This is a genomic window from Sphingomonas phoenicis, from assembly GCF_047238005.1.
Classification (GTDB): Bacteria; Pseudomonadota; Alphaproteobacteria; order Sphingomonadales; family Sphingomonadaceae; genus Sphingomonas.
This window is the reverse complement of sequence record NZ_JBDFMC010000002.1, coordinates 3,647,227-3,663,896: the sequence shown is the minus strand read 5'-3', so window position 1 is coordinate 3,663,896 and position 16,670 is coordinate 3,647,227. Positions and strand designations below refer to the sequence as shown.

11 protein-coding genes and 1 other annotated feature are annotated in these 16,670 nt (G+C 63.5%); of the genes, 7 read left to right on the top strand and 4 right to left on the bottom strand.

Going from position 1 to position 16,670, the window contains the following annotated elements; genetic code table 11:
- Positions 1-253: 253 nt before the first annotated feature.
- Entirely contained in the window at positions 254-3,163 is a 2,910-nt protein-coding gene (locus ABC319_RS18240) for a TonB-dependent receptor domain-containing protein (RefSeq protein ID WP_413071575.1), read from the bottom strand.
- Positions 3,164-3,568: 405 nt separating this feature from the next.
- Positions 3,569-3,946, bottom strand: a complete 378-nt coding sequence (locus ABC319_RS18235; protein ID WP_413071574.1) for a hypothetical protein — start codon at positions 3,944-3,946, stop codon at positions 3,569-3,571.
- A gap of 225 nt (positions 3,947-4,171) precedes the next feature.
- Positions 4,172-4,227, top strand: a sequence feature (sul1 is cis-regulatory element that is thought to sense ions involved in sulfur or methionine metabolism; They are found in Alphaproteobacteria).
- 60 nt (positions 4,228-4,287) lie between these two features.
- Between ABC319_RS18235 and ABC319_RS18230 the strand changes: the two genes are divergently transcribed.
- The 6 genes from ABC319_RS18230 (at position 4,288) to paoC (ending at position 11,091) form a co-directional block, all read left to right on the top strand.
- Positions 4,288-5,784 carry a SulP family inorganic anion transporter gene (locus tag ABC319_RS18230; protein WP_413071573.1) on the top strand — a complete coding sequence of 499 codons (1,497 nt, stop codon included), beginning with the start codon at positions 4,288-4,290 and terminating at the stop codon, positions 5,782-5,784.
- Positions 5,687-6,712: an SDR family oxidoreductase gene (locus tag ABC319_RS18225; protein ID WP_413071572.1), complete on the top strand. Its 1,026-nt coding sequence runs from the start codon at positions 5,687-5,689 to the stop codon at positions 6,710-6,712. The genes ABC319_RS18230 and ABC319_RS18225 overlap by 98 nt, the downstream gene beginning before the upstream one ends.
- Positions 6,713-7,195: 483 nt before the next feature.
- Positions 7,196-7,477, top strand: coding sequence for a hypothetical protein (locus ABC319_RS18220; protein WP_413071571.1), 282 nt, complete (start codon positions 7,196-7,198; stop codon positions 7,475-7,477).
- A complete protein-coding gene (locus tag ABC319_RS18215) occupies positions 7,459-8,634 on the top strand; it encodes a (R)-mandelonitrile lyase (RefSeq protein WP_413071570.1) in 1,176 nt (391 codons plus the stop codon). Before ABC319_RS18220 ends, ABC319_RS18215 begins: the two co-directional genes overlap by 19 nt.
- Positions 8,635-8,647: 13 nt before the next feature.
- Positions 8,648-8,890, top strand: a complete 243-nt coding sequence (locus ABC319_RS18210; protein ID WP_413071569.1) for a CoxS/CutS family dehydrogenase iron-sulfur subunit — start codon at positions 8,648-8,650, stop codon at positions 8,888-8,890.
- A complete protein-coding gene (gene paoC, locus ABC319_RS18205; RefSeq protein WP_413071568.1) occupies positions 8,887-11,091 on the top strand; it encodes an aldehyde oxidoreductase molybdenum-binding subunit PaoC in 2,205 nt (734 codons plus the stop codon). The genes ABC319_RS18210 and paoC overlap by 4 nt, the downstream gene beginning before the upstream one ends.
- Positions 11,092-11,245: 154 nt before the next feature.
- On the opposite strand, the gene ABC319_RS18200 is transcribed toward paoC, so the two are convergent.
- Both ABC319_RS18200 and ABC319_RS18195 read right to left on the bottom strand, forming a co-directional pair.
- A complete protein-coding gene (locus ABC319_RS18200) occupies positions 11,246-11,986 on the bottom strand; it encodes a FadR/GntR family transcriptional regulator (protein WP_413071567.1) in 741 nt (246 codons plus the stop codon).
- Positions 11,987-12,095: 109 nt separating this feature from the next.
- Positions 12,096-13,451, bottom strand: a complete 1,356-nt coding sequence (locus ABC319_RS18195; RefSeq protein WP_413071566.1) for a glycoside hydrolase family 27 protein — start codon at positions 13,449-13,451, stop codon at positions 12,096-12,098.
- A gap of 334 nt (positions 13,452-13,785) precedes the next feature.
- Here ABC319_RS18195 and ABC319_RS18190 point away from each other — a divergent pair, with 334 nt between their 5' ends.
- On the top strand, positions 13,786-16,638 hold the full coding sequence (locus tag ABC319_RS18190; protein ID WP_413071565.1) for a TonB-dependent receptor: 2,853 nt from the start codon (positions 13,786-13,788) through the stop codon (positions 16,636-16,638).
- Positions 16,639-16,670: the final 32 nt, after the last annotated feature.

The following is a 16,670-nucleotide window of genomic DNA, read 5'->3' as shown; positions in this document are numbered from 1 at the left end:
CTCAGCACCCACTTTCTTGTACATGATCCGTTAAAAGGAAAATGCGCTAGCGGCGAACACGCTGGATCGCATTTCGATCGGAGCCGGCGATGTTCGCTATCAACGGCCACGTGGCACTTATTATGGAAGGCTGGCTTGCAACGGTCCTAGGGCATCGGCTCCGCCGGCATCGTTGCCTTCCCGCCAGCAGGTGTTCGAATGGCTGATCGCACACCCAGACAACGGGCCGGTGAGTGACCGGCCCGTCTTCTGTTTACAGACCGACGCTCAACTTCAGATATCCGAACTGTCCCGGTACGTCGTAGGTCGTCGGGTCGAAATTGTTGAGGCTGCAGCTGAAGCATGCCGGCGGATCAGAGTTGAAGACGTTGTTCACGCCCGCGGCGATGCCGAAGCGCTTACCCATGAACAGAGGCGTGATTCGGATCTGGATGTCGCCATACAGACGACTGTTCATCCGGTTGTCGGCACCGGTTTCCACGACATGGTCGATATAGCGGCCGGTGAACGAAGCGCCGAGCCAATCGGACTGCCAATCGATCGTCGCATTGCCCTTGTACTTGGGGAACGCCTGATCGGGGCTGCCGCGCTCGGTGCCCTTGCGATCGAGCACGACGAAGCCGTTCGATGCCGACAGCACGTATTTTAGCAGCCGGGTGGCGTTCAGCGACAGGCCGAAGCTACCGACGCTGGTCTGCGGCGACCGATAATTGGCGGTCAGGTCGATGCCGCGGGTGCGGATGCTGTCCAGGTTCTGCAACGTCCCGTTGATCGCGTTGATGAAACCATTGGCGGTGCGGATCACCAGGGCGCAGCTCGCTGCGTCGCCGCCCAACGCACAGTTGTTCAGCGTGGCATTGGGGTCGAACGCGGCGATCGCCTTCCGGACCCGGATGTCGTAATAGTTGGCCTCGATGTTGAAGAGGCTCGCGAAGCCGCCGCTGCGCGCCCAACGCGGCGCATAGACGATCCCAGCGGTTATATTGCGGGACTTCTCGGGATCGAGATCGCGATTGCCCTGAGTGATGACCGGCAGCTGGCCGGGCTCCTCGGCGTAGCTGCCATTGGCGGGCACGCCGTCGGCAATGCAGTTGGCCCGCACCGTTGCATTGGTCTGGAACAGGCCGGTCGACGCGCTGGAGCACGGATCGTTCACGGGCAGATCGAACCGCGAGCGCCCGCCGAACAGTTCGCCGAGGCTCGGCGCGCGGAACCCGGTGGTGTAGGAGCCACGGATCAGCAGATCCTCGACCGGTTTCCACAGGCCGGTGCCCGTGTAGGTGGTGCTGCTGCCGCTCAGCGAATAGCTTGCGTGCCGCACCGCCCCGTCGACCTCGAGCGAAGAGAAGAACGGCGCGTCCTTCAGGATCGGAATCCGGAGCTCGGCATAGACCTCGTCCGAATTGTACCGGCCGCGTGCCGGCTGGGCGGGGATGTCGGCACCAAGACCGGCCGCGACGATCGGATCGGGATCGAAGCTGGCACTCTGGATGCGATGCTCGTAGCCGACCGCGATCGCGAGCGGCCCGGCCGGCAGATCGAGCAGGTCGCCGCTGACGTTCAGCGTGTAGTCCCACAGATGCTGGTCGCTTTTGTCGCGTTGCGTGAAGCCAATATAATTCAGCATTGCCGGCGTGATCGATCCAGCGCCGCCGAACAGGTTCAGCGGCACGCACGCACCGGTGCAGTTCGCCACCGGCCCGATGGCCAGTGCGACCAGATCGGCACGCACGTTGCCGGTGAAGCTCTGGTGCGCGTCGTTGACGCCGACGGCGGCGTTGGCGTCCCAATAGAACTTGCGCGAAGCGACGTCGAACGACCCGTCGAGGGTGGCGGTGGCGGAGAACGTATCGACGCGCTGGTTGAAGGTTCGCTGCCCGGCCTCGACCAGGCGCCGCGCAACGAAAGAATAGTTGGGCGCGCGCCCGTTGGCGGTGCCGTTGGGGTTCAGCCCCGATTCCAGCGTCACGCCAAACGGGTTGAACGGGTTCGTCGCATCGATGCTGAGCGTGTCGAACAGGCTGCCGGCGCCGTTGCCGGCGTCCGGCCCGATGAACAGCGGCTCGAACGCGGCCTGGTTCTCGGAATTTCGCCGATTGTAGGATGCCTTGACCCGCAGGTTGGTGCCGCCGCCCAGCTCCTGCCGGAAGCTCATCCATGCGCCGTACCGCTCCGACGGTGTCAGGATATAGTTGAACGGTGCGAAATTGAATCGGTCGGATGCGGTGAACGCCCTCAACTCAGCCAGCGTAGGATTGTTGTCGGGCGGGTTGCTGATCGTCTGGTTGCCAAAACTGGTCAGGAAACGACCGTTGACCGCCGCGCTGCTGCAGCCGCCGATCGGATCGGTACACGCCGTCTGACCGGGATTCGGAAACAGCGAGATGTCGCGATCACCCGATCGCACCGCCTTCTGGTTCACATAGCTGGCACCGAACACCAGGCTGCTGCCGGTCCGGTCGCTCTGGATGCCGTAACTCGCATCGACGTTATAGGTGTGGCCGTCGCCGGCGCGGAAGGTGCCGAACTGCCCGGCGAGGCGGAGGCCCTGCTGCCGCTGCTTGGTTATGACGTTGACGACGCCGGCGATCGCATCGGACCCATAGAGCGGAGACGCGCCCGCCTGCAGCACCTCGACCCGGTCGATCATGCTGGCGGGGATCGTGTTGAGATCGACGGTCGCCGGGATGCCGCTGCCGCTCGTGCCGTTGACGAAGCGCAGGCCGTCGACTAGGACCAGCGTCCGCTTGGCGCTTAGATAGCGCAGGTCGATCTCGGACGAGCCCGCACCGACGCCGCCGCCGTCTGGCGGATTGCCGAGATTGCCCGAGTTGTTCACCTTCGTGTTCAATCCACCGGCGGCGCTGGGCAGCCGCTGAAGAACATCCGCGATCGAAGTCAGGCCCGTCCGCTGGATGGCGGCATCGTCAACGGTGATGACCGGAGAGGCCTGATCGAGCGGATCGCGGCGGATACGCGATCCTGTGATGACGATGTCTTCGCCGGAAGACTCGGGTTGCGTCGCTTGCGCGAGGACAGCGCCCGTCTCCTGCACGCCCGCATTCTGCCCGTCGGCATCTTGGGCGACGGCGGGCGTTGCGATGATAGCGATGCACAGCGCAGCGCAGGGAACTCCGAGATGAAGCGGCGATTTGGTGCGCATTGATTATGTCCCCTGAACGCCCGGAGGGTGTCATTCACCCTTCCGACCGCCAGAAACAATCAGGCTCTATAATCCTAAGCAAGTCGCTTCCGTGTCCTAATCTCGCGAACGATCGTTTTGCCACCGAAGCGTGTCAAAGAAGATACAGCTATAGAACAGGATTATGCTGGGAGGCTTTATGGCGGCATCTCGGCCGTGATGCAGAGATGACATGCTTGTCATCTTCGAAGAGTTGCAGCGACGCTCAACATAACCAGCCGTTCGATCTAATCGGAGCCCACCCAACCCTGACCATCCATTCCGCCTATAGCCGCTGGAACGAGGCATCGGGCATCGACCGATGCCGGGCCGAGATGAAGGCAACTGGCCAGCGTGCCGCTCACATGCCGTCGCTATAGCGCCGCACTATTCTCCCGCAGGCACGACACTGTTCTTGAACTCGACCCGGATCGCAAGGAAGGGCGCGGATCCTCGGTTCATGACGGCATGCAATCCTTCCGGATCACCTCTTTCCGTTTGAGACTTGGCGCACGCAGGCGCATCGAAACGCCCGGTCTCGACCGGCCGGCCCTCGATCAGCTTGTAGGTGATGTACGTGATTGGCTGGGGCTGTTCGAAATACATCACGCTCGGCCAACGATGATCGTGAACAGGTTCCGTCACGTCGGGCGCCACCTCGACACGCACGACGCGGATCTTGTCGTCCTCCAGCAGGATACGATGACTGTTTGGCGCAGCCGCAACGGCATCGAAGCTCGCAGGAGCAACCTGGATCGCCAACAACGCTAGACAGATCATTACGTCCCCCTGCCCCTTTGGCTCAGTTTGTCATTGAAGCGATGCCGCAGCAACGGAGCGACCGGTGAAAGGCCGGACGTCGGCCTTCAACCGCAAGTTCGTGCATCCTGAATTAGGACACTCATTCCGCCTGCGGAGAAACCAACGCCAAATAGCCCGGGACGCTGGTTGTGCCTTACCAGCGAGTTCATCTAAGAGCATCCGCAATCGCAAGGACCCGGTGAGACCCCGGGTGGCTATGCCGGCCGCCAATCCGCCGGACAACATCACACATGCAACCCCTACGCGCTGACCAGCTGCGCCATGTGCCCTGATGTGGAATTCCCATGAAGTTCGATCTTACATCCTATCGCCGCCAGTGGTTCGCTGACGGTGCCGCCGCTCGCCGCGACATACTGGCCGGCATCGTCGTCGCGCTTGCATTGATACCCGAAGCGATCGGCTTCTCGATCATCGCGGGCGTCGACCCGCGCACAGGGCTCTACGCCTCGGTCGCGATCGCCATCACCATCGCGCTGATCGGTGGCCGCCCGGGCATGATCTCGGCCGCGACTGCCGCGGTCGCGGTGGTGGTCGTCCCGCTCGTTCGCGATCACGGCGTCGACTATCTGTTCGCCGCGACGATCCTGATGGGAATGATCCAGATCGCCGCAGGGCTCCTGCGCCTCAATCTGGTCATGCAGTTCGTCTCACGATCGGTCATCACCGGCTTTGTCAACGCGCTCGCGATCCTGATCTTCCTGGCCCAGCTGCCGCAGCTGACGAACGTCGGCTGGCAGACCTATGCGATGGTCGTGGCCGGGCTCGCGATCATCTACGGCTTTCCACGCATCACGAAGGCCGTCCCGTCGCCGCTGGTCGCCATCCTCATCCTGAGTGCGGTCAGCATCGGACTAGGTTTGTCGGTCAACACGGTCGGCGACATGGGCAAGCTGCCGGAGGGGCTGCCCGGCCTCGCCCTGCCGAATGTGCCGCTGACGTTCGACACCTTGCGGATCATCCTGCCCTATTCGCTGACGATGGCCGCGGTCGGATTGCTCGAGTCTCTGCTTACCGCGCAGATCGTGGATGACATGACGGACACGGACAGCGCCAAACGCGTGGAATGTGCCGGCCAGGGAGGTGCGAACATCGTTGCCGCGATGTTCGGGGGCATGGGTGGCTGCGCGATGATCGGCCAGTCGGTCATAAACGTGACCTCGGGCGGTCGCGGGCGGCTCTCCACCTTCGTGGCGGGCGCGTTCCTGCTGTTCCTTCTGGCAGTGCTAGGCCCCCTCGTCGGGCGCGTGCCGATGCCGGCGCTGGTCGCCGTCATGATCATGGTGTCGATCGGAACGTTCAGCTGGAACTCGATCGCCAACCTCCGGCGCCACCCGCCGACTTCCTCCATCGTCATGCTGACGACGGTCGTGGTCGTCGTGGCTACCCGTGACCTGTCGCTGGGCGTGTTCGCCGGCGTGCTGCTGTCGGGCATCTTCTTTGCCGGCAAGGTGCAGCGAATGTTCGCCGTGGAGCGAGAGGATAGCGCAGACGGCAAACGCGAGACCTACCGGGTCACCGGCGAGATCTTCTTTGCGTCGGTCGACCGCTTTACCCGCGCCTTCCAGGCTGAGGGTTCCGCCAGACATGTCCTGATCGACGTCAGCGGCGCACACTTCTGGGACATCTCGGGCGTCGGCGCACTCGACAAGGTCGTCGGCCGCCTGCGTCGGGACGGACGCGAAGTTGACGTCGTCGGCTACAACCGTGCGAGCGCCGACCTCGTCGATCGCTTCGCGCTCCACGACAAGACCGGCTTCGAAAGCGGGTTGGCGCCGCATTGACCCGGCACCGATCATCCACGACCGTTTGAGCCCACATAAGAGCCGGTCAGTCGTTTTCAGCCGTCGCAAGTACCGGAGCATCGATGAACGATTCGGTGCGGCGATCATTCTGGACCGGCGAACATGTCCCGGTGCGGAGCGATCGACCATGAAGACCAGCGGCAACACGATCCTGATGACGGGTGGGGGAAGCGGCATCGGTGAGGCACTCGCCCACCGCTTCCACGACCGTGGCGACACCGTCATCATCGTCGGGCGACGACCGGAAGCGCTGCAACAAGCGGCGAAGGGACGCGATCGAATCCACATCATGACCCTGGATGTCGAGGACGCCGAAGCCGTCGACGCGTTTGCCGATAAAGTCGTGGCGGACTTCCCGTCGCTGAACGTGCTGTTCAACAACGCCGGCATCATGATGTTCGAGGACCTGACGAAGCGGCGCAGCCTGGTCGATGCTGAAGCCACGCTCGCGATCAACGTCCTCGGCCCGATCCGACTGACCAACGCGCTGATCGACCATCTGACAGGACAGCCCGATGCCGCGATCGTCACGGTCACCTCGGGCCTCGCCTATGTGCCGCTGGTGGCGGCACCGACCTACTCGGCGACCAAGGCGGCAATCCATTCCTATACGGTTTCGTTGCGGACCCAGCTTGCGGGGAAGGTAGAGGTGATCGAGCTGGCGCCGCCGGGCGTGCAGACCGATCTTACGCCGGGGCAGGCGAACCGTCCGGGCTACATGCCGCTCGACGCGTTCGCCGATGCTGTCGCCGCGCAGTTCGGCCGGCAATCGACTCCGCCCGAGATCCTGGTCGATGAAGTGCAGTTCCTGCGACAGGCCGAGCGCGAGGGCCGGTTTGACGAGACCTTGAAGACGCTGACGGAGCGCGCAGCGAAGCAGCGTGAGGAGGGCAACCGGCAGCGCTGATCGTGCCGCATGGCAAGTTGGCGATCACCAAGGTCAATCAGCGCTGATCAATCCGCAGCTCACCAATACCATGCGTAGTGGCTCTCGAGCCGCAGCCCCCTCCCTTTCATACGCTGCGTCGATATGATGAGCGCAGATTGTGAGAGGCCGTGTTTCGGCGCGGCTCTGATGAAGCCGCGCTCTTTAACCCCAGCCAGACATGGCCACTTTACCCCTGCCCTCAGGCTTCACGTCAGACTTAGCACCATGAGTTTCATGATCTGAAGTCATAAGCCCAAGCGATTTACCCCGTCTAATCCGTACAGGTGCCGCAGGTTACATGGTCGTCTTCACGGTTCAGACGATTGAACCCATAGGTGAAGCAGGATGTGATGTTGCAGAAGCGCCCACAGGATCGCAGCGGCCTCGAGATATCATGGATCGTGCCGATCCCCGGTACGACCAAGCTCGAGCGGCTTGAGGAAAACCCTGGCGGCGTCGGGCATGCCACTGACCGATCAGGACTTGGCTGCACCGAACAAGGACCACGCCCATGACCAGCAGCGCATGGCGCAGCACTCCGACATCTTCGATTTCGACCCCGACGCCGGCGACCTCGAGGCCATTGCAACGCTCGATCAGAACGCCAGCAGCTTCTTCGACCATCGCGTTCCGGCGATGGTGAAGTGGCTCGGCGAATGGAAGCTCGGATTGTCATTTCCGGGTGATGTTCCGGCATCGGCCCGCGGAGAAAAAGAGAGGGTAGAATGGGAGAAGAGACGGTGAAGGCCGCTGCTGCTGCAATGCTGGCGATGGCTGTGCCGGCCGAGGCTCAGGACCGACCGTCGGTCGCGCCGAAGAACATGCAGACGATCGCACCGACACTGGCGCGCTATACTGACTTGGTGCTGTTCGGCGACGTCTGGGTCCGTCCCGAACTCAGCCCACGCGATCGCAGCATCGTCACCCTGTCGGTGCTGATCGCGACCGGTAAGGGCGCTCAGTTGGCCAGCCATCTTGGCCGCGGCCTCGATAACGGCGTCAAGCCGCCAGAGGTGGCGGGCATGGTGACGCAGCTCGCGTTCTACACCGGATGGCCGAACGCCGTGTCGGCCTTGAATGAGGTCGAGAAGGTGTTCACCGCGCGCCAGGTCGATCCGGCGTCGTTCACGGCCATTCCCCCGACCACCGCGCCGCTCCCCGCGTCCGATCCCGCGCGCGCTGCGACTGTCGTGACGACGCTCGCGCCGATCGCACCCAAACTCGCGCAGCTGACCAACGACGTCGTGTTCGCCGAATTGTGGCGACGCACCGATCTGTCGCCCCGCGATCGCAGCCTCGTCACCATCGCCGCGCTCGCGGCAGGTGGTGACGGCGACCAGCTCGCCTTCCACGTTCAACGCGGCGTCGACAACGGCCTTACCCAGGCGCAGATCGTCGAGGCGATGACCCACCTCGCTTTCTACGCGGGGTGGCCAAAGGCGAACGCCGCCATCGGCGTCGCGGGCAGAGTGTTCGCCAACAAGGACGTTGCCGCCATGTCCGACGTCCAGGTCATTCATCCCGGTCAGGAGCCGAGTTCTGGTCCCGCCGACTATTTCACCGGCGGCGTGTCGGTCACGTCGCCGTTCAAAGGCACCGGCGACGCGCGCCTTGGCGGTGCGACGGTGACGTTCCAGCCGGGGGCACATACGAACTGGCACACGCATCCATTGGGGCAACTGCTCATCGTCACCGCTGGGCATGGATGGGTCCAGGTCGACGGCGAAGCGGCAAAGCCGATCGCGACGGGCGACACCGTATTCATCTCGCCGGGCGTCAAGCACTGGCATGGTGCGGCCCGCGATACGGAGATGACGCATGTCGCGGTGTCGGAAGCGCAGGACGGAACGTCTGTGACCTGGCTCGAACCGGTCGCCGAAGACTTATACGACAAGCTGTAACGGGAGAGCGGCGATGATGGTCGAGATGGAAATATCGAGCCGACGAGTCTTCGCCGGCAGGCCCGCCGCGGCCACACTGGTGGTGGCTCCGCACGGGGAAGCGAAAACTGCAAAGGCAGTCCAGGCCGCGATCATGCCGGTATTGCTCGCCGTCGATGGCAGGCGCCATGACCTCACGCTCGATACCCGTGCGACGCTGCTCGATGCGCTGCGCCGGCAGCTGAAGCTCACCTTTGCAAAGGGCAAGTCAGCATGAAGTTCGACACGCCAGCAGGCGCCAACCCGATCGATCAGGGAAAGGTCGTCGGCAAGCCGCATACGCGCATCGAGGGTCCGCTGAAGACGACCGGACGTGCAGTCTATTCCTACGAGAACCATGAGGCCGCGCCGAACGCCGCCTATGGCTATATCGTCGGCTCAGCCATCGCGAAGGGCCGCATTTCGTCGATGGATGTGGGCGAAGCCAAAGCAGCGCCCGGCGTCCTCGCGATCGTGACGGCGGACAATGCCGGTCCGATCCAGACGGCAGGGTTCTACGTCGCCAAGCCGCTCGCCGGACCGGAGATCGAGCATTATCATCAGGCGATCGCGCTGGTCGTCGCCGAGACGTTCGAACAGGCGCGCCATGCCGCCTCGCTGATCCACGTCGATTATGCGCGCGCGCAGGGCGCGTTCGACCTAGCCGCAGCGCGCGCCGGCGCAAAGCCGCATCAGCGTCAGCTGGACATCCTAATCGGTGACTTCGACAAGGCATTCGCGACGGCCCCCGTGAAGGTCGATGCGACCTACACCACCCCCGACCACAGCCACATGATGCTGGAGCCGCACGCCACGATCGCGCGCTGGGACGATGACCACCTGACAATATGGTCGGCGCAGCAGATCGTGGGGTGGGCGCGCCGTGACCTCGGCAACAAGCTCGGTATTCCGCAGGAAAAGATCCGCATCGTCGCGACCTACATCGGTGGCGGGTTCGGCGGAAAGGGTAGCGTCTGTTCGGACGCGATCCTCGCGGCGCTTGGCGCTCGCGCCATCGGCCGTGCGGTGAAGGTGGCGCTGCCGCGTCCGCTGATGCCGAACAACACGACCCACCGCCCGGCCACGATCCAGCGGGTTCGTCTGGCGGCGGGGCGCGACGGCAAGCTGGTCGCGGTCGGCCACGAAACCCTGTCGGGCAATTTGCCGGGGGGCGGTCCGGAAATCGCAGCCGCGCAGACGCAGTTGCTCTACGCAGGGGCCAACCGCCTAAACCTGACCCGGCTCGCGACGCTCGACCTGCCCGAAGGCAACGCCATGCGCGCACCGGGTGAGGCGTCGGGCCTGATGGCGCTCGAAGTGGCGATGGACGAACTGGCCGAGAAGCTGGTGATGGACCCGGTGGAGCTGCGCGTCATCAACGATACCCAGGTCGTGCCCGGCGAGGAAGGCCAAACGCCGCGCCCCTTCTCGATCCGTCAGCTCGTCCCCTGCCTGCGCACCGGCGCCGAGCGCTTCGGCTGGAAGGAGCGCCAGGCCAAGCCCGGCAGTCGCCGGGAAGGCCGCTGGTTGATCGGCATGGGCATGGCATCCGCGATCCGCGGCGCGCCGATCATCCCGGCAGGCGCCCGTGTCACGCTCGACGGCAAGGGGATCGTGACCGTCGAAAGCAACATGACCGACATGGGCACGGGCAGCTACACCATCATCGGCCAGACGGTCGCCGAAATGATGGGCGTGCGCCTCGACCGCGTCGTGGTGAAGCTCGCGGACTCGGACTTCCCTGAAGCGTTTGGCGGCGGCGGACAGGGTGGTGCCGCATCCGCCACCGCCGGTGCCTATGCCGCGTGCGTCAAACTGCGCGACGCCGTGGCGGCAAAGCTTGGGTTCAACTCTGCCGACGCCGAGTTCGTCGACGGGGAGGTCCGTGCCGGCAATCGCCGGGCGTCGCTCGCGCAGGCCGCGAAGGACGGCGCGATCACGGCCGAAGACAAGATGGAATATGGCGACCTGTCCAAGCACTTCTCGCAGCAGACCTTCGGTGCCCATTTCTGCGAGGTCGCGGTCGATGCCTATACCGGTGAAATCCGCATCCGGCGGATGCTCGCCGTTTGCGCCGCGGGTCGCATCCTGAATCCCATCACTGCCCGCAGTCAGGTGATCGGCGGCATGGTCGGCGGCGCGGGCGCGGCGCTGATGGAAGAGCTGGCCGTGGACAAGCGCTTCGGCTTCTTCGTCAATCACGACCTCGCCGGATACGAAGTGCCGGTCCATGCCGATATCCCGCATCAGGAAGTGGTCTTCCTGGAAGAAACCGATCCGACCATGTCGCCCGTCAAGGCGAAGGGCGTAGGCGAGCTTGGTATCTCCGGCGTCGCACCGGCCATTGCCAACGCGGTCTATAATGCGACGGGAGTTCGAGTTCGGGAATATCCGATCACGCTCGACAAGCATCTGGCGAAGCTGCCGGAGATCGTATGATGCAGGGTTCGTTCCCGCGCCGTACCGTGCTGGTAATAGCCGCCGATGCTGTCACTGGACTTGCTCATCGGCAACGCGGCCAAGGCGACCCGCCCGTGCGTCGTGATCCGGCATTCGTTGCCAGCGAAGCAGGATAGCAAGTCAATCCAGACGGTCATTCGACGGGTCGTTCCAGCGCAGCACGGGTATCTGCCAGCGCAAGATCGACCAGCTTGCGCATCGCCGCCGCGGCGGCTGCAGGGTCGGTGTCGGCGATCGCATCATAGACCGCGACATGTTCGGGCATCGGATCGCGCGGCAGGGCGCGGTCGCGCTGCTTGAGTTGGGTCGTCCATTCGACGGCCGCGGTGATGCCGGCACTGAGCGTTATCAGGGCATCGTTGCGCGATGCTGTCAGGATGGCGGCGTGAAACTCGCGGTCGGCCGCCCGTCCCGCATCGTTCGACAGAGTGTGGCGACGCATCCTGCCCAGCGCATCTTTCAGCGTCTTCAAATCGTCACGGTCGCGGCGCTCCGCCGCGAAGGCCGCCGCAGCCGGTTCCACCACCGCGCGCAGCTCGAACAGACTGCGGAGCAATCGCATGTCGGGTTCGTCCGCAAAGGCCCAGGCGAGCACATCGGGATCGAGCATGTTCCATCGATGCCGCGGCAGAACGCGGGTGCCCGATTTGGGCCGGCTTTCCACCAGTCCCTTGGCGATCAACGCCTGAACCGCCTCGCGATAGGCGCCACGCGAAACGCCGAGCGACTCCGCGAAGACGAGTTCGCCCGGCAACGCATCGCCCGGCGTGTAATCACCGGCCAGGATCGCCCGCCCCAGCGTGTGCGCCACCGCGCCGCGCAACCGTCGCCCGGAGGACTGCGCCGGCTTCTTTTCGTCCGTTGGACCGGTCATCGCTCCTTCCGACATCATAATCCGCTGACTGGAAGCGTCATCGCATGGAGCATAGCACCGCGGCGACCACGAGCGACAGTCACCGTCAGTGTATACCGCAAGGACACCATCACGTCAGTCGATAGAGTTCGGCGCCATGCGGCGATACCGTCCGCGTGATGCGGCCACGGGCGGTGCCGGCGGCGCGGCCGGACCAGAGATCGCGGATTGCGACCGGTCCCGACTTGCCTAAATCACGCAGGGCGATCGTTACCTCCTTGGGCTTGTCCGTGGTGTTGAACAGCGCGAGGTAGCGGTCCTGGCTTCCCTCCGGCCGAGCGGACCAGATGCGGGCGCCGTCCTGCACGAAATGCGGACGATTGTCGGTACTCGCCTGATTGACCGCCAGCACATCGCGGTTGGTCAGCAGCGCGAGCGTCGGCGCATCGAGATAGCGCAGGTCGCCGCCCATGATGAGCGGCGAGCGGGCGATCGACCACAATGTCATCAGTGTGCGCTGTTCGTCGGGCGTGAACTTCGTATCGCGCTTGCCCAGCGCCAGTCGGCCCAGCGGCAGCATGTCGGCATCGGGCCAAGCGCCCGGGCGGCGCCATGTGTTCCAGTTTTCCAGCCTGGTGAACTGCGCCTCCAGCATCGCCCATTCGTCCCAGAAGTCATCGCTGATCCGCCACATCTGGGCATATTGGCGAACGTGATCGCCGCGGATCACCGGCGTCTCGCCGGGCGATAGGCTGAGCATCATCGGACGACCGGTGTTGACGATCGCCTTGTGCGCGCCCTCGATTTCAGGCGCGTGCGCGTCATAGGGGCGGCTCATGTCGTCCATCTTGACGAAGTCGACGCCCCAGTCGGCGTACAGCTTGAACACGCTGTCATAATAGGCCTGCGCGCCCGGCTTCGTCATGTCGACGCCGTACATGTCGGGGTTCCACGAACAGATGCTGGTCGTATCGGCGACGTCGGCGGCACGGTACTTCGTGCCCAGGATGGGCAGATTCTTCTTCACCGCCAGCCGGGGGATCCCGCGCATCAGGTGGATGCCGAACTTCATCCCCATGCGGTGGACGTCACTGGCCAGCTGCGTGAAACCGGATCCGTCCGCACTCGACGGAAAGCGGTTCGGCGCGGGAATCAGCCGGCCGTATCCATCCATTGCCGGCACCGGGTTGCCATTATACTCGTAGCTCGACGCCTCCGGCTCGTACCACTGGATGTCGACGGTGAAGATGTCGTAGCCGAACGGTAGCAGCTTGCTGGCCATGATCGCGGCCGTTTCGCGCGCCTGCGCCTCGGTGATCGTGGTCGCGAAGCTGTTCCAGCTGTTCCAGCCCATCGGCGGCCTTGGAGCGAGCACCCCCCTGCCCGGCACCTGCGCCTCAGCGATCGCCTGCAGCACCATCGACGCAGCCGCCCCGGCAAACCCGGAGGTCAATATCCCCCGGCGATTGATCTGTGCTCCGTTCATCTTTGCCCTCCCGTTTGGCTCGTCCGTTACATCAGCGATGGTCGCGAAATTTGGACCAGCGGGTGCCCGAGCCTGTCACAAAATAGTATCACTACACCTACTAATGTCGATGGCGATCGGACAAAAAACATCATCGCATTTGCTCTAGGTCCGCTGCATCGCGTCAAATTCTAGGAAAATTGCAGACAGAACAGCGTTTTGTGAAATGCTGCAACGCACCGCCGTCCAGCACGATGTTATCTGGCCGCTCCCAACACCCCCGATTGACATATCAATACTCTTACCAGATATTTCTAACGAGAGCAGTTTACGAGCTCACATAAGAGGAGGGGATATGAAAGCTCATCTGTTGGCAGGTGCCACCGTGCTCGCCTTTCTGACGGTGCCGGCAACCGCGCAATCCAACGCCAATTCGGTCGCTGCGACCGGCACACCTCAGGCGGATGCGCCGGCCGAACCCCAGGGGCCATCAGAAGCCGCGTCCGACGAGGACATCGTCGTCACCGGCATCCGCAGCAGCCTGCGGTCGTCCGTCGCCACCAAACGCAATGCCGACAACATCGTCGATTCGATTTCGGCCGAGGATACCGGCAAGTTTCCCGACAACAACGTGGCGGAATCGCTTCAGCGTATCACCGGTGTCGCGATCGATCGCAGCGGCGGCGAGGGACAGTTCATCACCGTTCGCGGGCTGGGTCCGGAGTTCAACACCGTCCTGGTCAACGGCCGCATCATGGCGACCGACAATGACGGTCGCGAATTTTCGTTCGACGTGCTGTCGTCCAACATGATCCAGCGCACCGACGTCTACAAATCGTCGCTACCGCAACTGCAGGAAGGCGGCATCGGCGCGACGGTGAACGTCGTGACGGCACGACCGCTGGACGGCAAATCCGGCTTTCACCTCTCGGCGGCCGCTGGCGGGATCTACGATACATTGGCCGACAAGGTCAGCCCCGATCTGTCCGCGGTGACGTCCTGGACCAACGATGACAAGACGTTCGGCGTCGTGCTGTCCGGATCGTACACCAATCGCAAGAGCCAGAATGATTTCGTCAATATCGGCGGCTGGATCCTGGGGCCGGAGGGGCTGATCAACGCACCCGCCACCGCCACCGGCCTCACCGCCGCGGCGTTGACGACCAGCGGCGATATCCACACGCCCCGCGACCTGAACTTCAACCGCGAGAGCAACACCCGCGAAAGGATCAACATCGCGGGCGCGATCCAGTCGCAGATCAACGACAACCTCCTGCTGACCGTCGACGGCATCTATTCGAAATTCAACGTCTCTCAGGACATTCGCCGTTTCGGCCTGTTCTTCACGCCGCGCTTCATCGGGTTGCAGACCGATACCAACGGCACGGTCACCGGATTCAACCGACCTGGCTCGCAATTCCTGGCTGCCAATCCGGCACTGACGGCGGCGGCGCTGGCCGACGATCGCGTGACGCTCTCGCAGAACGACAACATCGTCTATACCTACGATCGGAATACCGAGAGCTATCAGTTCGGTACCAATCTGGCCTGGGACGCCACCGATCGCCTGAAGCTGAAGGTCGACGTCTCCGCCACACAGGCGACCCGCGAACAGCCGCACCAGTTCGTCGTCGTCGGCACATTGGCCCAGACATCGCCGCGGTTCGATCTGACGCCCGAAAATGACATCCCCACCGCGTCCAATTTGGGGCCGATCACCGATCCCAACATCCTGCGTGCGCACTACGCGCTCAACCAGCTGGTGGAGGTCAAGGACAAGGGGATCGAATTCCACGCCGACGGCGACTGGAAGGCTGAATACGGTCCCCTGAAGTCGCTCGGCTTCGGCGCCGCCTATAACCAGCGGCGCAAGACGCGCGACATCGCCGACAATTCGGACTCGGTCTGCACCTATTGCGGTTACGAGGTCAGCATCCCGGCCAATCTGGTGCAGGCGTACGAACTGGACGGATATCTGACCAAGGCATCGGGCAGCGAACTGATCCCGCGCAACTTCTTCACGTTCAACCCGGCCGACATCTTCGCCTATATCTCGCAGCCCGCGATCCTGGCCATTCCACGACAGGGGCGCACGGCAGCGCAGCAGGCAGCGGAGGCAACCCGTGTTCAGGCGTTGGACGGCGGTCCATATGGCCTGCGCAATCGCCCCGCACAGCGGCTGGACGTGCAGGAGAAGGTACTGGCCGGTTATCTCAACGCCAATCTCGGGGGTGACCAATGGTCGGGCAATGTCGGCGTTCGCGTCGTCAACACCAAGGTCACGTCACGCGGCTTCGGACAACCGATCATCAGCATCACGGTGAATCCCGGTGACGATAACCTGAACTTTAACTTTGGCCCGGCGCAAGCGATCCAGATCGACAACGAATACACCAACGTCCTGCCATCGGCGAACTTCAAGTACGAATTCACGCCGAAGGTATTCCTGCGCGCGGCCCTGTCAAAAACGGTGACGCGCCCGACCCTGACGTCGCTTGGTACCGACAATTCGTACAGCGGCCGGATCACGAACGCGACGTCGGGCGGTGGCAATCCGTTGCTGAAGCCGTTCAAGTCGACCAACTACGACCTGTCACTCGAATATTATCTGGCCGATGTCAGTTATCTGAGTCTTGCTGGATTTGTGAAAGACTTTTCCGATTTCCTCGAGACCCAGACGTTGCCCGTGCAGTTCGCGGGGCGCCAGTTCCTCGACACTCGCACCCGCAACGGCCAGTCGGGCCGGATTGCCGGCGTCGAGATCGGCGGACAATATACGCTCGATCGGCTGCCCGGCATTTTCTCCGGCTTCGGCGTCGCGGGCAATTACACCTATGTCACCAGCTCGGTCGAGCGGGGCGCGGGCGCGTCGGCGCTCGATTGCGGCTACAACGGCCTGTCCCCGCATTCGGCGAATGGCAGCGTCTTCTACGAAAAGTTCGGCATTCAGGCGCGCGGTTCGTACAACTGGCGCTCGTCGTTCCAGCGCGCCTGCTTCGGCGCCGCATCCCGCCCCGAAAATCGCGAGGCCTATGGCCAGTTCGATGCCAGCATCGCGTACGACATCAACGAGCAGTTCCAGGTATACGTGCAGGGGGTGAACATCACCAACCAGTACGTGCGTGACTACTCGGTGCGCGAGGAGCGGCTGTTGCTGCTCCAGAATACCGGCGCACGGTATCTGTTCGGGGTCCGCGCCCGCTTCTGACCTTTCCCTACCCCCCCGCTGCGTGCGGGGGG